General features: G+C 56.2%; 16 protein-coding genes. 7 read left to right on the top strand and 9 right to left on the bottom strand.

The genetic code is table 11. The features are described from left to right. Genes arnC through arnF form a run of 6 tightly spaced genes read left to right on the top strand, consistent with a single transcriptional unit; the run spans window position 1 to window position 6,211 of the window. The gene (gene arnC, locus AAYN39_RS07615) at window positions 1-984 is read left to right on the top strand and encodes an undecaprenyl-phosphate 4-deoxy-4-formamido-L-arabinose transferase (protein ID WP_000458894.1); all 984 of its coding nucleotides are present in this window, start codon (window positions 1-3) and stop codon (window positions 982-984) included. Beyond that, the gene (gene arnA, locus AAYN39_RS07610; RefSeq protein WP_000648774.1) at window positions 981-2,963 is read left to right on the top strand and encodes a bifunctional UDP-4-amino-4-deoxy-L-arabinose formyltransferase/UDP-glucuronic acid oxidase ArnA; all 1,983 of its coding nucleotides are present in this window, start codon (window positions 981-983) and stop codon (window positions 2,961-2,963) included. Before arnC ends, arnA begins: the two co-directional genes overlap by 4 nt. Next, window positions 2,960-3,859, top strand: a complete 900-nt coding sequence (gene arnD / locus AAYN39_RS07605) for a 4-deoxy-4-formamido-L-arabinose-phosphoundecaprenol deformylase (protein ID WP_000169759.1) — start codon at window positions 2,960-2,962, stop codon at window positions 3,857-3,859. The genes arnA and arnD overlap by 4 nt, the downstream gene beginning before the upstream one ends. Continuing rightward, window positions 3,856-5,502, top strand: coding sequence for a lipid IV(A) 4-amino-4-deoxy-L-arabinosyltransferase (gene arnT / locus AAYN39_RS07600; RefSeq protein WP_000978048.1), 1,647 nt, complete (start codon window positions 3,856-3,858; stop codon window positions 5,500-5,502). Before arnD ends, arnT begins: the two co-directional genes overlap by 4 nt. Further along, window positions 5,499-5,834 (top strand): 4-amino-4-deoxy-L-arabinose-phosphoundecaprenol flippase subunit ArnE, encoded by a 336-nt coding sequence (arnE, locus tag AAYN39_RS07595; protein ID WP_000579483.1) that lies wholly within the window; start codon window positions 5,499-5,501, stop codon window positions 5,832-5,834. Before arnT ends, arnE begins: the two co-directional genes overlap by 4 nt. After that, window positions 5,834-6,211, top strand: a complete 378-nt coding sequence (gene arnF, locus AAYN39_RS07590; RefSeq protein WP_000538693.1) for a 4-amino-4-deoxy-L-arabinose-phosphoundecaprenol flippase subunit ArnF — start codon at window positions 5,834-5,836, stop codon at window positions 6,209-6,211. Before arnE ends, arnF begins: the two co-directional genes overlap by 1 nt. On the opposite strand, the gene pmrD is transcribed toward arnF, so the two are convergent. The 9 genes from pmrD to AAYN39_RS07545 form a co-directional block, all read right to left on the bottom strand. Next, window positions 6,206-6,463: a signal transduction protein PmrD gene (gene pmrD / locus AAYN39_RS07585; protein ID WP_000455131.1), complete on the bottom strand. Its 258-nt coding sequence runs from the start codon at window positions 6,461-6,463 to the stop codon at window positions 6,206-6,208. The two genes, arnF and pmrD, sit on opposite strands and share 6 nt — an antisense overlap. 97 nt (window positions 6,464-6,560) lie before the next feature. Further along, entirely contained in the window at window positions 6,561-7,928 is a 1,368-nt protein-coding gene (gene menE / locus AAYN39_RS07580; RefSeq protein ID WP_000144672.1) for an o-succinylbenzoate--CoA ligase, read from the bottom strand. Continuing rightward, window positions 7,925-8,887 carry an o-succinylbenzoate synthase gene (menC, locus tag AAYN39_RS07575; RefSeq protein WP_001255562.1) on the bottom strand — a complete coding sequence of 321 codons (963 nt, stop codon included), beginning with the start codon at window positions 8,885-8,887 and terminating at the stop codon, window positions 7,925-7,927. The genes menE and menC overlap by 4 nt, the downstream gene beginning before the upstream one ends. Next, window positions 8,887-9,744, bottom strand: coding sequence for a 1,4-dihydroxy-2-naphthoyl-CoA synthase (gene menB, locus AAYN39_RS07570; protein WP_000640013.1), 858 nt, complete (start codon window positions 9,742-9,744; stop codon window positions 8,887-8,889). Before menB ends, menC begins: the two co-directional genes overlap by 1 nt. Window positions 9,745-9,758: 14 nt before the next feature. Next, on the bottom strand, window positions 9,759-10,517 hold the full coding sequence (menH, locus tag AAYN39_RS07565) for a 2-succinyl-6-hydroxy-2,4-cyclohexadiene-1-carboxylate synthase (RefSeq protein WP_000979151.1): 759 nt from the start codon (window positions 10,515-10,517) through the stop codon (window positions 9,759-9,761). Continuing rightward, window positions 10,514-12,184 (bottom strand): 2-succinyl-5-enolpyruvyl-6-hydroxy-3-cyclohexene-1-carboxylic-acid synthase, encoded by a 1,671-nt coding sequence (gene menD, locus AAYN39_RS07560; protein ID WP_000116387.1) that lies wholly within the window; start codon window positions 12,182-12,184, stop codon window positions 10,514-10,516. Before menD ends, menH begins: the two co-directional genes overlap by 4 nt. An 85-nt stretch (window positions 12,185-12,269) precedes the next feature. After that, the gene (gene menF, locus AAYN39_RS07555; RefSeq protein ID WP_000555672.1) at window positions 12,270-13,565 is read right to left on the bottom strand and encodes an isochorismate synthase MenF; all 1,296 of its coding nucleotides are present in this window, start codon (window positions 13,563-13,565) and stop codon (window positions 12,270-12,272) included. Between the two features lie 100 nt (window positions 13,566-13,665). Then, complete coding sequence (gene elaB, locus AAYN39_RS07550) at window positions 13,666-13,971, bottom strand: stress response protein ElaB (RefSeq protein ID WP_001522308.1); 306 nt, start codon at window positions 13,969-13,971, stop codon at window positions 13,666-13,668. 54 nt (window positions 13,972-14,025) lie between these two features. Then, window positions 14,026-14,487 carry a GNAT family N-acetyltransferase gene (locus AAYN39_RS07545; RefSeq protein ID WP_000568155.1) on the bottom strand — a complete coding sequence of 154 codons (462 nt, stop codon included), beginning with the start codon at window positions 14,485-14,487 and terminating at the stop codon, window positions 14,026-14,028. A gap of 60 nt (window positions 14,488-14,547) precedes the next feature. Between AAYN39_RS07545 and rbn the strand changes: the two genes are divergently transcribed. After that, window positions 14,548-15,465 carry a ribonuclease BN gene (gene rbn, locus AAYN39_RS07540; RefSeq protein WP_000419093.1) on the top strand — a complete coding sequence of 306 codons (918 nt, stop codon included), beginning with the start codon at window positions 14,548-14,550 and terminating at the stop codon, window positions 15,463-15,465. The last annotated feature ends 19 nt before the right edge of the window (window positions 15,466-15,484 follow it).

Genomic DNA, 15,484 nt, shown 5'->3' with positions numbered 1-15,484 from the left:
ATGTTTGACGCCGCCCCCATAAAAAAAGTCTCGGTGGTTATTCCTGTCTATAACGAACAGGAAAGCCTGCCGGAATTGATAAGACGCACCACCACCGCCTGCGAGAGTCTGGGCAAAGCGTGGGAGATTTTATTGATAGATGATGGTAGCAGCGATAGCTCGGCGGAGCTGATGGTTAAGGCGTCCCAGGAGGCCGATAGCCATATCATCTCTATTTTACTCAACCGTAACTACGGTCAACATGCAGCGATTATGGCGGGGTTTAGCCATGTAAGCGGCGATCTCATCATTACGCTGGATGCCGATCTGCAAAACCCGCCGGAAGAGATCCCGCGCCTGGTGGCGAAAGCCGATGAAGGGTTCGATGTGGTAGGCACCGTGCGACAGAACCGACAGGACAGCCTGTTTCGCAAATCGGCGTCAAAAATCATTAATCTGCTGATCCAGCGCACAACGGGCAAAGCGATGGGCGATTACGGCTGCATGTTACGCGCCTATCGCCGCCCTATTATCGATACCATGTTGCGCTGCCATGAACGCAGCACCTTTATCCCTATTCTGGCCAACATTTTCGCTCGTCGGGCTACCGAAATCCCGGTGCATCACGCTGAACGTGAATTTGGCGACTCTAAATACAGTTTTATGCGTCTCATTAACCTGATGTATGACCTGGTGACCTGCCTGACGACGACGCCTCTGCGCCTGTTGAGTCTGCTGGGCAGTGTTATCGCCATCGGCGGGTTTAGCCTGTCGGTATTGCTTATTGTACTTCGCCTGGCACTGGGACCGCAGTGGGCGGCGGAAGGCGTATTTATGCTCTTTGCCGTTCTGTTTACCTTCATCGGCGCGCAATTCATCGGTATGGGACTGCTGGGCGAATACATCGGTCGCATTTATAACGATGTCCGCGCCCGCCCCCGCTATTTTGTTCAACAAGTTATCTACCCGGAAAGCACGTCGTTTACTGAGGAAAGTCACCAATGAAAGCCGTTATTTTTGCCTATCACGATATGGGATGTCAGGGCGTGCAGGCCGTACTGGATGCAGGATATGAGATTGCCGCAATTTTCACTCATGCCGACAATCCTGCGGAAAACACCTTTTTTGGCTCCGTCTCCCGGCTGGCGGCAGGATTAGGGATTCCGGTTTATGCGCCGGATAACGTAAACCATCCTATCTGGGTCGACCGCATCGCTGAACTTGCGCCAGATATTATTTTTTCGTTCTATTACCGCAACCTGTTAAGCGAAGAAATTCTGCACCTCGCCCCGGCTGGCGCGTTCAATCTGCACGGTTCTCTATTGCCAGCCTATCGTGGCCGTGCGCCGCTAAACTGGGTTCTGGTTAACGGCGAAAGCGAAACGGGCGTAACGCTGCATCGTATGGTCAAACGTGCCGACGCCGGAGAGATTGTCGCCAGTCAACGCGTCGCTATTGCGCAGGACGATGTTGCGCTTACCCTGCATCATAAGCTATGTCAGGCCGCGCGCCAGTTACTTAATAGCATCCTGCCCACCATGAAATGCGGCAATATACCTTCTGTTCCTCAGCGTGAGTCTGACGCTACGTATTATGGTCGCCGCAGGCCGGAAGATGGCCTTATCGACTGGCACAAACCGGTTTCCACGGTGCATAACCTGGTGCGGGCGGTAGCCGCCCCCTGGCCCGGCGCGTTCAGCTATAACGGCTCGCAAAAATTCACTATCTGGTCTTCCCGAATTTGTCCGGATGCGCAAGGCGCGCTTCCCGGCTCGGTAATTTCGGTCTCTCCGCTGCGGGTCGCCTGCGCCGATGGCGCGCTGGAGATTATTACCGGCCAGGCCGGAGACGGCATTACTGTACAGGGCTCGCAGCTTGCACAGACGCTTGGTCTGGTGGCGGGCGCGTGTTTGAACCGTCCACCAGCGACCAGCGGTAAACGTCGCATTCGCGTTCTCATCCTCGGCGTCAACGGTTTTATCGGCAATCATTTGACCGAACGGTTACTGGATGAAGAGAATTACGAGGTCTACGGTATGGATATCGGCAGCAACGCCATTAGCCGATTCCTGCTCCACCCTCGCTTTCATTTCGTGGAGGGAGATATCAGCATCCACTCAGAATGGATCGAATATCATGTCAAAAAATGCGATGTCGTACTGCCGCTGGTAGCAATTGCAACCCCGATTGAATACACCCGCAACCCGCTGCGCGTCTTTGAACTTGATTTTGAAGAAAACCTGCGGATTATCCGTTATTGCGTGAAATACCGTAAACGCGTGGTTTTCCCGTCTACCTCTGAAGTGTACGGCATGTGTACGGACGCCTCTTTTGACGAAGACAAATCGAATCTGATCGTCGGGCCGGTGAATAAGCCGCGCTGGATTTACTCCGTTTCCAAACAGCTTCTCGACCGGGTGATTTGGGCTTATGGCGAAAAAGAGGGATTGCGCTTCACGCTTTTCCGTCCCTTTAACTGGATGGGGCCGCGGCTGGATAGCCTGAACGCGGCGCGTATCGGCAGTTCACGCGCGATAACGCAGTTGATTCTGAACCTGGTAGAAGGGACGCCGATCAAGCTTATCGACGGCGGTCAGCAGAAGCGCTGTTTCACCGATATTCGTGACGGGATCGAAGCATTATTCCGCATTATTGTGAATGAGGGCGATCGGTGCGATGGCAAAATCATTAATATCGGCAACCCTGACAACGAAGCCAGTATTCAGGAACTGGCGACGCTGTTGCTCGACAGTTTTGATAAGCATCCGCTGCGCTGCCATTTCCCACCATTTGCCGGTTTCCAGGTCGTCGAAAGCCGTAGTTATTACGGCAAGGGTTATCAGGATGTCGCACACCGGAAACCCAGTATCGACAATGCCAGGCGCTGTCTGGACTGGGAGCCGTCTATTGCGATGCGTGATACGGTTGAAGAAACGCTGGACTTCTTTCTGCGTAGCGTCGATATCGCGGAACGCGCATCATGACGAAAGTCGGTTTACGCATTGACGTTGATACCTTGCGAGGAACGCGTGAAGGTGTTCCCCGGCTGCTGGCGACATTGCATCGCCACGGCGTTCAGGCCAGCTTTTTCTTCAGCGTCGGGCCGGACAATATGGGACGCCATCTTTGGCGTCTGATAAAACCGCGATTTTTATGGAAAATGCTACGTTCAAACGCCGCCTCGCTCTACGGTTGGGATATCCTGCTGGCCGGCACCGCCTGGCCGGGAAAAAATATCGGCAACGCTAATGCCGGGATTATTCGTGAAACGGCAACATACCATGAGACGGGACTACATGCCTGGGATCACCATGCGTGGCAGACTCACAGCGGCCACTGGAGTATCCGCCAGCTTGAAGAAGATATTGCGCGCGGCATAACGGCGCTTGAGGCCATTATCGGAAAACCCGTCACCTGCTCAGCCGCGGCCGGCTGGCGAGCGGATGGGCGCGTTGTTCGTGCGAAAGAACCGTTCAACCTGAGGTATAACAGCGATTGCCGTGGAACCACCTTATTCCGTCCGCTACTGATGCCGGGCCAGACAGGGACGCCGCAAATCCCGGTCACCTTACCCACGTGGGATGAGGTTATCGGCCCCGCCGTTCAGGCGCAGTCGTTCAATACCTGGATTATTTCCCGTATGTTGCAGGACAAAGGCACGCCGGTATATACCATCCATGCGGAAGTCGAAGGTATTGTCCATCAGCCGCTGTTTGAAGATTTGCTCGTTCGTGCACGCGATGCGGGGATCACCTTTTGTCCTCTGGGCGAACTGCTGCCGGCATCGCCTGAGTCTCTGCCGTTGGGGCAAATTGTACGTGGACACATCCCTGGCCGTGAAGGTTGGCTGGGGTGTCAACAGGCAGTGAGCGCCTCATGATGAAATCGATACGCTATTATCTGGCTTTCGCCGCGTTTATCGCGCTCTACTATGTTATTCCTGTCAACAGCCGCCTGCTCTGGCAGCCGGATGAAACGCGCTATGCCGAAATAAGTCGGGAGATGCTGGCGTCTGGCGACTGGATCGTGCCGCATTTTCTGGGATTACGTTATTTTGAAAAACCGATAGCCGGTTACTGGATAAACAGTCTGGGTCAGTGGCTTTTTGGCGCTACCAATTTTGGCGTGCGGGCCGGCGCTATTTTAACGACATTGCTGGCCGCAGCGCTGGTGGCGTGGCTGACGTTCCGCTTATGGCGGGATAAACGTACCGCGTTGCTCGCCTCCGTGATCTTTCTCTCCCTCTTTGCCGTTTACAGTATCGGGACGTATGCGGTACTCGACCCGATGATCGCGCTTTGGCTTACGGCCGGGATGTGTTGTTTCTGGCAGGGGATGCAGGCCACGACCCGAACGGGCAAGATTGGGATGTTTTTGCTACTGGGCGCAACCTGCGGTCTGGGTGTATTAACTAAAGGGTTCCTCGCCCTGGCCGTACCGGTGGTGAGCGTGCTGCCGTGGGTTATTGTTCAGAAACGCTGGAAGGACTTTTTGCTTTACGGCTGGCTGGCGGTCTTGAGCTGCTTTGTGGTTGTCCTTCCCTGGGCGATCGCCATTGCGCGACGCGAAGCCGATTTCTGGCATTACTTTTTCTGGGTGGAGCATATCCAGCGATTCGCCATGAGCGATGCCCAGCATAAAGCCCCTTTCTGGTACTATCTGCCGGTGCTGCTCGCGGGAAGTTTACCGTGGCTGGGGTTACTGCCTGGCGCGCTTAAACTGGGCTGGCGCGAGCGAAACGGCGCATTCTATTTGCTCGGATGGACGATCATGCCGCTTCTCTTTTTCAGCATTGCGAAAGGGAAACTGCCCACCTATGTTCTTTCCTGTTTCGCACCGATAGCGATACTCATGGCGCGCTTCGTCCTGCATAACGTAAAAGAAGGCGTCGCCGCGCTACGTGTCAACGGCGGGATCAACCTGGTGTTCGGGATAATCGGGATCGTCGCGGCGTTTGTCGTCTCCTCATGGGGCCCGCTGAAATCGCCGGTGTGGACGCATATCGAAACCTATAAAGTGTTTTGCGTCTGGGGCGTCTTTACTGTTTGGGCGTTTGTGGGCTGGTATAGCCTCTGTCATAGCCCAAAATACCTATTACCCGCGTTTTGTCCGCTGGGACTGGCGCTGCTGTTCGGCTTTTCCGTCCCCGACAGGGTGATGGAGTCCAAACAGCCACAGTTTTTTGTCGAAATGACCCAGGCGCCTTTGGCATCAAGCCGCTATATTCTTGCCGACAGCGTGGGCGTCGCCGCCGGGCTGGCCTGGAGTCTGAAACGAGACGATATTATGCTCTACGGACACGCGGGCGAACTCAGGTATGGTCTTAGCTATCCTGATGTACAGAATAAATTCGTTAAAGCCGACGATTTTAACGCCTGGCTCAACCAACATCGTCAGGAGGGCATTATTACGCTAGTACTTTCAATAGACAAAGACGAAGACATCAGCGCACTTTCCCTTCCCCCTGCGGACAATGTTGATTATCAGGGGCGTCTGGTGTTAATTCAGTATCGGCCTAAATGATCGGCATCGTTCTGGTGCTTGCCAGTCTGCTCAGCGTTGGCGGTCAGCTCTGCCAGAAGCAAGCGACACGGCCATTGACGACGGGCGGACGCCGCCGTCACTTGATGCTGTGGCTGGGCCTGGCGCTGATATGCATGGGTGCAGCGATGGTGCTGTGGCTGCTGGTGCTACAAACCCTGCCGGTGGGAATTGCTTACCCGATGTTGAGTCTGAATTTTGTCTGGGTCACGCTGGCGGCCTGGAAAATCTGGCATGAACAGGTTCTGCCCCGCCACTGGTTGGGCGTCGCATTAATTATCAGCGGCATTATCATTCTGGGGAGTGCGGCATAATGGGCGTAATGTGGGGACTGATAAGCGTTGCGATTGCCTCCCTCGCCCAGTTGAGTTTAGGATTCGCCATGATGCGACTGCCATCGATAGCGCATCCACTGGCGTTTATTTCCGGGCTGGGCGCATTTAATGCCGCGACCCTGGCGCTATTCGCCGGTTTGGCGGGATATCTGGTTTCCGTCTTCTGCTGGCAGAAAACATTACACATGCTCGCGCTCAGCAAAGCCTATGCGCTGCTGAGTCTCAGTTATGTGCTTGTCTGGGTAGCCTCAATGTTGTTACCCGGTTTGCAAGGCGCTTTCAGCCTAAAAGCGATGCTCGGCGTATTGTGCATTATGGCGGGGGTAATGCTGATTTTTCTGCCCGCCAGATCATAATGGCTTGCGCGTCAACCGCTGCCATTCGTCGCAGGAATAACAGCGTGCATCAACGATTTTTAAGGTCTGGTGTTTTTCCCGATTAATACAATACTGCGCATCCTGTAAAGGCGACAGGATATCGCCGGGACTCAGTAATATCATGGAATTCGCCTCGGCGATCATTTTTAGCGAACCGCCGCTATCGCACAGCACCAGAACATGGCACGCCCTCTTTTTGACATAATGCGATTTCTTAACCAACCATTCCATAGCGCCCCCGTTTCACGCTGATTGTTCATAACACGTTACACATCAACGGATAAACAAAACGGCAATAGCGATGGAATGGTTGTATATTAACCTAACATTAATTTTTACAGATCTTACACACCCACTGCTGGAGCGCACGGCGAGATATTTTAATCCCTCCGTTTTTCAGTTCTGACGGCAGCGTCAACCAGCGAACCGGCTGTTGAAAACGCGCCAGCTTATCGCGAACCCATTCAGCGAGGTTCACGTCTCCGGCCTGCGATGCATACTCCACAACCGCAACGGGACGATGGCCAAACTCTTTATCTTCTACCGGCACGACAAAGGCTTGTTGCACCAGCGGATGCGCGTTAATAACGCGTTCGACTTCCTCCGGCTGAATGCCTTCGCCGCCGCTAAAGAACAAGTTGTCCAGCCGCCCGGCGATGGTTAGCCTGCCGTGGTTCAGCTCGCCGCGATCGCGCGTGGCAAACCAGCCTTCGTCATTAACCAGCGGGATCAGTTTGCCATCACGCCAGTAACCTTCCGCCATACTGGCGGCGCGCAGCCAGACTTCATTATCGACGATTCTGATCTCTCTGCCGGGAAGCGGCGCGCCCACATCATCCGAACCATCGGCCTCTTTGGCGCATACCGTAGACGCGAACTCCGTGAGCCCATACCCGCACCAGCAGCGAATCCCTTGTTTGCTGGCCTGGTCGGTGAGTTCAACCGGAATCACCGCGCCGCCGAGCAAAACGGCTTTCAGCGTCACCGCCGCCCGATTCGCCAACAGCCGCCACAGCTGCGTCGGCACCAACGAAGCATGAGTACAACCTGCCAGCATCTGCTCCAGCGGTTGCTTATCGCGTACCGTCATGCGCGCCCCGGCGAAGAGCCAACGCCACATAATACCCTGCCCGGATACATGAAACAGCGGCAGCGATAGCAGCCAGTCATCCTGAGGGCCAAACGGCATTAGCGAAAGCACCCCCTGCGCGCTGGCAAGATGCGCCTGGCACGTATGTACAGCCGCTTTTGGCAATCCTGTGGAACCCGATGTCAGCGTCATGGAAACCAGACGCTGCGGTTGCCAGGCCACAGCATACGCCACTGTACTTTTCCGCAACTGCAACACGGTTAATCCGGAAAACGCGTTTTCGCCTTCCAGTGTCAGCGCAAAACGCAGCGTTAACTTCGGCACCAGCGCCTCCAGCAACGTCTGGGGCAACTGCGGGTTGACGGGCAGAACCCGCGCGCCGCACTGCATCAGCGCAAGCCATGCCAACAGAGTGCGCGGCTGATTCCCGGCGCGCAGCAGGACACCGTCGCCCTCCCGTACGCCCTGCGCGGCAAACCCGCCCGCCAGCGCATCAATACGCTCACAGAGGGCGCGCCAGCTTAGCACTTCATCGTTCAGGCGCAGAGCGGGCGCCTGACTGCGAACCTGACGCCAGTGGCGCCACGGCCAGTCCGTGAATGTCATAACAGTCGTTCCAGCTCATCACGCTTCAGACAAGGCAACGCGTTACCAGGCCAGGGGCGAACCTGTTGCGCCTGCATCAGATGCAAGGTATCCAGTCCGGGCAGCGTTCCCGGCGTCAACCAGGCGGCAATCCGCGCCAGTTGCGTCAGGCCGAGGCTGGACTCGATCGAAGAGCTGATGACCGCCGTCAGTCCCAACGCATGGGCGGCAGCGACTTGCTCACGCACTTTATCAAGCGATCCGGTCAGCGTAGGTTTGATAACCACAGCCCTGACGCCCTCTTCGGCTTCAAAGGTGAAATCCGCTTCGCGCAGACTTTCGTCCCAGGCAATCGCGATGCCGGTTTCACGGGCAAAGGCGCGGGAATCATCCCGCGTCTTACACGGTTCTTCGAGAAAGGCGATACGAGCGCGGTAATCCGGATTAACATACTTTGCGAACTGTTGGGCTTTTAGCGGCGTCCAGGCGCGATTCGCATCCAGACGCAGATGCAGATCCGGGATCGCCTCCAGCAGCAAATTAACCACCATGCCGTCGCGTACCGCTTCATAGAGACCCACTTTGACCTTAGCGATTTTCTCGCCGGGCATATCGGCAAGCCGCAGTACCAAATCGTCAGGATCGCCAGTGCATAACGGCGCGGCGCGATAGTCCGCCGCCTCCGGCAAGACGCCAGTCAGTTCCGCCAGCGCGCAGCTTGCGCCAAACGCGACCGAAGGCATCTCCGGTAATCCCTCGCTCCCCTGAAGCCAGTCATTCACCCATGTCAGGAGCGCCGTCTGCGCCTCTTCCCACGTTTCCTGACTGAAGCCCGGCAGCGGGGAGATCTCTCCCCACCCTTCACGCTCGCCGTCACGCAGACAAACATACAGCCCGTCGCGAGTTTTTAACCGCCTGTCGCGCAGAACCACCCCCGCGTCCATGGGGATCTGCCAGCGGTATACCTGCGCGCTACGCATTATGGGTTCCGTTTGAATTTGCTGAAGTCAGGCTGACGCTTCTGGTTAAAGGCGTTACGGCCTTCCTGCCCTTCTTCCGTCATGTAGAACAGCATGGTAGCGTTGCCGGCCAGCTCCTGCAGCCCGGCCTGACCGTCACAATCAGCATTCAGCGCCGCTTTCAGGCAACGCAGCGCCATCGGACTGTTTTGCAACATTTCGCGGCACCAGCGCACGGTCTCTTTTTCCAGATCCGCCAGCGGAACGACGGTGTTAACCAGCCCCATATCCAGCGCCTGTTGCGCATCGTACTGGCGGCACAGGAACCAGATTTCACGCGCTTTCTTCTGACCAACGATACGCGCCATATACGAAGCGCCCCAGCCGCCGTCAAAGGAGCCGACTTTCGGACCGGTCTGGCCGAAGATGGCGTTTTCGGCCGCGATGGTCAGGTCGCACATCATGTGCAGCACATGACCACCGCCGATGGAGTAACCCGCGACCATCGCGACAACCGGTTTTGGACAGGTGCGAATCTGGCGCTGGAAGTCCAGCACATTCAGGTGATGCACGCCGGAGTCATCCTGATAACCGCCGTAATCGCCGCGCACCTTCTGGTCGCCGCCCGCGCAAAACGCTTTATCGCCTTCGCCGGTCAGAATAATCACGCCCACGTTGTCGTCGTAACGGGCATCCGCCAGCGCCTGAATCATCTCTTTGACGGTCAACGGACGAAATGCATTGCGCACCTGCGGACGATTAATGGTGATTTTTGCAATACCGTCGGTGGATTTTTCATAACGAATGTCGGTGTAACCCTCCGAGCAGTCGTGCCATTCTACCGGTGCGTAAAGCATTGTTTCATCAGGATAGATCATAGTGTGTCCTTTAGTCAGAGACGCAGAATCTGAGCCAGACTGTCTACCACGCCAGCGGGGTTTTCCCGGTGCGCGTTGTGTCCGGCGTTACGAATGACATGGCATGTCGCCGCCACTTCCTGCGCCAGGGCGCGGAATTTGCTGTCGCGTTCGCCACATAAATAATAAAACGGAAATGCCAGCGCGTTAAGCACCTCGCGTAAATCCGGCTGGACGGCAAGCGATGTCGCCTCCAGCATCGCAGCCAGCGTTTCGCCGTTATTCTGGCTACGCAGCGCCGTTAGCGCCTGCCTTTGCTGCGCCGTCAGCGAGGCGAACACCGGCTGCTGATACCAGTCGTGAAAAACCTCAGTCAAGGGTTCATGACGAAAACGCTCTGCCCAGCGCCCGTCGGACAATCGTCTTTCAGCGCGCGCCTGTTCATTTTGCAGCCCCGGATGACCGCCTTCGACCACCAGGCCGCACAGGCCGGGTATTCCCTGGCAGGCTGCCATCATCGCCACACGGCCGCCAAGGGAGTATCCCACCAACCAAAACTTTAGTATGTTGTAACTAATTAACGTGGCGCGCAGTAATCTGATGACATCGGCAAAGCCGCCGACCGGAATAGCCGCAGATCCGCCATGTCCTGGTAAGTCAATATAAAGCCGCGAACAGCCGTGAAACTGTTCGCCAACCGGCTGCCATTCGCGGCAATCGCCAGAAAAACCGTGCAGGAAAACCAGCGAGGGCGTCCCAGGCTGTCCGGGCATGTGCTGCGCGTGCAACATCATAGATGGCTTACCTGAGCCAAAAGTTGCTGCAGCGTCTGCGCGCCATCCGTATCGTTTACCACCAGCTCAATCACCGTTGTCGCCGGGGTTCGCCACGCGCCAGCCAGCGCAGACTCCAGTTCTTCCCAGTTTTCCGGGCGATGATAGCGCAGGTTAAACATGGCGGCCGCATGGTCAAAATGGACGTTTTGCGGCATCAGATAAAAGCGCTCACGCTTACTTTGCGGCGTCGGCAGCAGGGAAAAGATCTGCCCGCCGTTATTGTTGACCACAATCAACACAAACGGCGCGGATACCTGACGTAGTAACGCCAGCGCGTTAAGATCGTACAGCGCGGATAAATCACCGACGATAGCCAACGTCGATTTGGCGCTGGCGCGCTGCACGCCCGCCGCTGTGGAAAGCAGGCCGTCAATGCCGCTCGCCCCGCGATTGCTGTATACCGGATAGCCGGCCGGCAACTGTGACAGCGCGTCGATCAGACGCACCACCAGACTATTGCCCACGAACAATTGCCCCTGCTCCGGCAGATAGTCGCGGATACGGTGCGCCAGCTGCGCTTCGCCAAAGGTGTCTCGCTGCGCGACCACCCGTTGCCACGCCAGTTCCGCCAGACGCGGGATCTCTACACACCACGGTTTACGTTTTTCCGCCGGATGCAGTTCCAGCCAATCGGCGATTTTCGCTACCAGTCTGCGTCCACGATGGTGCGCCGGGTCCAGACGACCTTCAATATTGTCGATTACCCAGTACTCTTCCGGCACGCAGGTTGCCTGCCATTGCAGTAAGCGTTTTCCGGTAAGGCTACTGCCAAGCTGGACGACAATCTGCGCCTGCTGCAGTTCGGTCACCGCTTTGGCGTTGCCGAGCCACAGGTCGGCGCACGGCAGCGGCTGCCCGGTTTGCGACAATACGTCGCCAATTAATGGCCATCCCAGAGTTTGCGCCCACTGCGCCACTTTTTTGCCTTCTTCCGCGCTCATACGCCCGGCGACAACGACACCGCGTTTTTGTCGCCAGAAGAACCAGTCGCGCTGTTTGTCGCTTGCCAGTCGACGCGCTTCGCGCAGCCAGGGTTTTTCATCCTGCCACCAGTCGCCGAGACGCTGCTGCCAGACCAGACCGGTGTCATTCATATCGCCATACAGCGGTTCGGCAAAAGGACAGTTAATGTGCAGCGCGCCCGCATGAAGCATGGCGAGCGCATTGTCGATGGTCGACACCAGCCAGCGCGCCGGAATATCCTGCGTGGGACGCGGCAACGACAGAGTTTGGGAGGGGTGCGAGGCAAACATCCCCGCCTGACGGATCGCCTGGTTGGCGCCGCAGTCAATCAGCTCCGGCGGGCGATCGGCGGTAAGTAAAATGAGCTTCTCGCCCGTCAGACCCGCCTCAATCAGCGCCGGATAGAGGTTCGCCACGGCGGTACCTGAAGTGACAATAACGGCAACCGGCTGTTGGCTGACTTTCGCCAGCCCTAACGCCAAATGACCAAGCCCACGCTCATCAAAGTGCGTATGGTGAATAAAAGCAGGATTCTCTGCCGCCGCCAACGTGAGCGGCGTGGAACGGGAACCAGGGGCGATACAAACATGCCTGACGCCATGACGGGTTAAGGCTTCCAGGATGACCGCCGCCCAGCGCCGGTTAAATGCACTTACTGACATGAGTTTGTCCGGTATCAATCATTGGGACTAAGTATAAAGAGCTGCAAAAATGGATTATTGATATGGGTCGGGAATATGTGACTCATTACGCGTCCATCTGCAATAAGGTACGTAACCCGGCCGCTTTATTATCTATTTCCTGCCATTCCTGTTCCGGATCGGAGCCGCGGACGATTCCCGCGCCGGCATACAACCGCACCACATTGGCCGTCACTTTGGCTGAACGTAACGTCACGCAAAACTCACTTTGCCGCGTGGAGAGATAGCCTGCCGACCCGGCATACCATTCACGTTCGAACGGCTCATGTTGTTCTATAAAACAACGCGCGGGTTCACGAGGGATCCCGGCGACCGCTGCGGTAGGCTGTAACTGGTGCAGGCAGAGCGTGTCGTCCGCCTGATTAAGCGCCGTCCAGATACAGCGGCGCAAATGCTGTACCTTGCGCAGTCTGAGCACCTGCGGCGGCAGCACATCCAGCGAGTGGGTGCAGTTTTGCAGTCGCTGGCAGATGTCTTCGACAACCAGCATATTTTCTCGCTGGTTTTTATCGTCTTTCATTAACCATTCGCCAAGCTGCCAGGCTTTATGGTTATCCGGATGGTTCGCCACCGTCCCGGCCAGCGCTTCGGTACGCAGCGCCGTTTCACGACGCCGCCAGAGCCGCTCCGGCGATGATCCCAGAAAGGCGGTATCGGCGGAAAAGGCCATAAAAAAGTGGTAGCAGTTGAGATTTAAACGACGACTGGACGCCATCATCGCGGCGGCATTGACCGGACGGGAGAATTGTAAGTCGGTGGCCCGCGCCAGCACAACTTTATCAAACGCCTCTTGCGCAATAGTGTGGGTGGCCTGCTGAATCAGCTTCACCCAACCGTCTTTGTCCGGCCAGTGTTGTTCGCTCGTGAGCGAAAGGCGCAGCGCCGGAACAGGCTTAATACCGACCAGAGAAGCGAGAAACGCTTTCGCCAGGCGCGCATCATCGCGTAGCGAAACGTCACTGTGCAGATGTAAGCGTAAGGTCGCCGTACCACCGCTACGTCGCCACTCCAGCCTCGGCAGCAATAAGTAGCCCTCTTTCGGCTCGAACGCATTCAGCCCCCAAATACGCAGGTCAGGCTGCGCGTGCTGACGTAAAAACCGTTGCGCCAGATCGAGCGATGAAAAGACGGTGATGGCCCCGAGAACGGCAGCTTCTTCGTCGCCATTGCGCTGTTGCCAGTAGAATTGCGGAAAGGATGACTGGCTGGCCAGCCAGCTCAATGCATCGAAGGCATCGTTTAAAGGGAAAGGCGCATCGAAAACGCAAAGCCCTGGCGTCGCCGGTATCTCTTGCGATAGCTGACGCGTCAGATTTTCCAGCGCAGTAGTAATAGAATGCACGCGGCCCCTCCCTGTTAAAAACCCCACATTATACGGGGTACTGCCCTAAAAAAGCAGTACCTCATTTAGGGAGGGTTGCAATTCTGTTCAGTGGGGGGATTTAGCGCCGCGCCAGCAGCAGTCCAAGCACCAGTCCTACCGCCGCGCCTACGCCAATACCCTGCCAGGGTTTTTCATGAACGTAGTCATCCGCTTTATAAACGGCCTGCTTTGCCCGGTAATAATAGCTATCCGACGCATGGCTTACGCGGTTTTTCACCTCTTCCAGCGCTTGTTCCGCGCGGGCTTTCAGCTCAATGTATTTTTGATCGGCGGGATCGCCTGAGGAACGTAAAACCTCTTCCAGCGTTTCGCTGAGCAAAGTCAGATCATCATCAACACGTGATTCACCAAATTGATATGACATTCTCATTCTCCGTTGTGTTAACACCTGCTCCTAACTATAGTCAACGGTTTCGGTTTATGCCTGATGAACCTCCCGCGCCATTCCCCGGTGCGGAATGCCGTCTTCGTCATAAACATCGGTGACGGGAATAAAACCAAACCGCGCATAAAAAGGTTGCAGATGCGCCTGCGCCCCCAGATATAGCGGCTTATCCGGCCAGTGCCGCCCACAAGATTCCAGCGTTTTCGCCATTAATTGCTGGCCCAGTTTCGCCCCTCGCCAGGCATCGCTGACGATCACCCGGCCAATGACAACCGGGTCTGATTCGTTATCACTTTTCAGAATCCTCGCATACGCCACCAGCTCATCCTGATGCCAGCCCAGAATATGCCGATTGTCGCCGACTAAATCATCGCCATCCACATCCAGGTAAGGACAGCGCTGTTCTACCACAAAGACCGCGCAGCGCAATTTGAGTAACGCGTAAAGTTGAGGAACAGTAAGTTCGCTATGGTGGAGATCCTGCCAGTCAATCATGATGCGCTCCTGTGTTGTGGTAATCTTGGGTTAAACGATAACCAAACGCGTATGGACAAGATGGAATTAATTTTTTTAGGTACGTCCGCAGGCGTTCCCACACGCTCACGCAATGTAACGGCAATTTTATTACATCTGCAACATCCAACGCAGCCGGGAGTATGGCTTTTTGATTGCGGCGAAGGGACACAGCATCAAATGCTTAATACCGCGTTTCATCCCGGTAAGCTTGAGCGCATTTTTATCAGCCATCTTCACGGCGATCATCTGTTTGGCCTGCCGGGTCTGCTATGCAGCCGGTCGATGGCGGGGAATCCCCATCCGCTAACCGTATACGGGCCTCAAGGCGTGCGTGAGTTTATTGCAACCACACTGCGCCTTAGCGGTTCATGGACCGATTTTCCGTTGCAAATTGAAGAAATTAGCGCTGGCGATATTCTTGACGACGGTCTGCGTAAAGTGACCGCATTCAGGCTGGAGCATCCACTGGAGTGCTACGGATATCGCGTTGTTGAACATGACAAGCCTGGCGCGCTGAATGCCAGGGCGTTAAAAGCCGCAGGCGTTACGCCCGGCCCGCTGTTTCAGGCGTTGAAGGCAGGAAAAACCGTCACGCTTGCCGATGGAAGGCAGATCAATGGCGCCGACTACCTTGCTCCCGCCGTGGCCGGGAAATCAGTGGCGATTTTCGGCGATACCGCGCCCTGCGAGGCCGCCCTCGCACTGGCGCAGGGTGTGGATGTGATGGTTCATGAAACCACGCTGGATGCGTCAATGGAGGAGAAAGCCAACGCTCGCGGACACAGCTCCACCCGTCAAACCGCGACGCTGGCGCGGGAGGCTGCCGTTGGTCGGCTGATCATGACCCACATTAGCTCACGCTATGACGATAAAGGCTGTCAGCGCTTACTGGCGGAATGCCGCGCTATTTTCCCGGCGACGGAGCTGGCTTACGATTTTTCTGTTTTCCCGGTTTAGCGCTCCATTTTTTGTCCTC

Source organism: Salmonella sp. K21076, from assembly GCF_039650795.1.
Classification (GTDB): domain Bacteria; phylum Pseudomonadota; class Gammaproteobacteria; order Enterobacterales; family Enterobacteriaceae; genus Salmonella; species Salmonella enterica.
This window is presented reverse-complemented; position numbering and strand designations above follow the sequence as displayed.

Coding starts and splice junctions, on each gene's coding strand:
- arnD (WP_000169759.1), top strand. CDS start 2,960: ATGACGAAAGTCGGTTTACGCATTGACGTTGATACCTTGCGAGGAACG.
- pmrD (WP_000455131.1), bottom strand. CDS start 6,463: ATGGAATGGTTGGTTAAGAAATCGCATTATGTCAAAAAGAGGGCGTGC.
- arnF (WP_000538693.1), top strand. CDS start 5,834: ATGGGCGTAATGTGGGGACTGATAAGCGTTGCGATTGCCTCCCTCGCC.
- menE (WP_000144672.1), bottom strand. CDS start 7,928: ATGACATTCACGGACTGGCCGTGGCGCCACTGGCGTCAGGTTCGCAGT.
- arnA (WP_000648774.1), top strand. CDS start 981: ATGAAAGCCGTTATTTTTGCCTATCACGATATGGGATGTCAGGGCGTG.
- arnC (WP_000458894.1), top strand. CDS start 1: ATGTTTGACGCCGCCCCCATAAAAAAAGTCTCGGTGGTTATTCCTGTC.
- rbn (WP_000419093.1), top strand. CDS start 14,548: ATGGAATTAATTTTTTTAGGTACGTCCGCAGGCGTTCCCACACGCTCA.
- menH (WP_000979151.1), bottom strand. CDS start 10,517: ATGATGTTGCACGCGCAGCACATGCCCGGACAGCCTGGGACGCCCTCG.
- arnE (WP_000579483.1), top strand. CDS start 5,499: ATGATCGGCATCGTTCTGGTGCTTGCCAGTCTGCTCAGCGTTGGCGGT.
- menC (WP_001255562.1), bottom strand. CDS start 8,887: ATGCGTAGCGCGCAGGTATACCGCTGGCAGATCCCCATGGACGCGGGG.
- menB (WP_000640013.1), bottom strand. CDS start 9,744: ATGATCTATCCTGATGAAACAATGCTTTACGCACCGGTAGAATGGCAC.
- AAYN39_RS07545 (WP_000568155.1), bottom strand. CDS start 14,487: ATGATTGACTGGCAGGATCTCCACCATAGCGAACTTACTGTTCCTCAA.
- arnT (WP_000978048.1), top strand. CDS start 3,856: ATGATGAAATCGATACGCTATTATCTGGCTTTCGCCGCGTTTATCGCG.
- menD (WP_000116387.1), bottom strand. CDS start 12,184: ATGTCAGTAAGTGCATTTAACCGGCGCTGGGCGGCGGTCATCCTGGAA.
- elaB (WP_001522308.1), bottom strand. CDS start 13,971: ATGTCATATCAATTTGGTGAATCACGTGTTGATGATGATCTGACTTTG.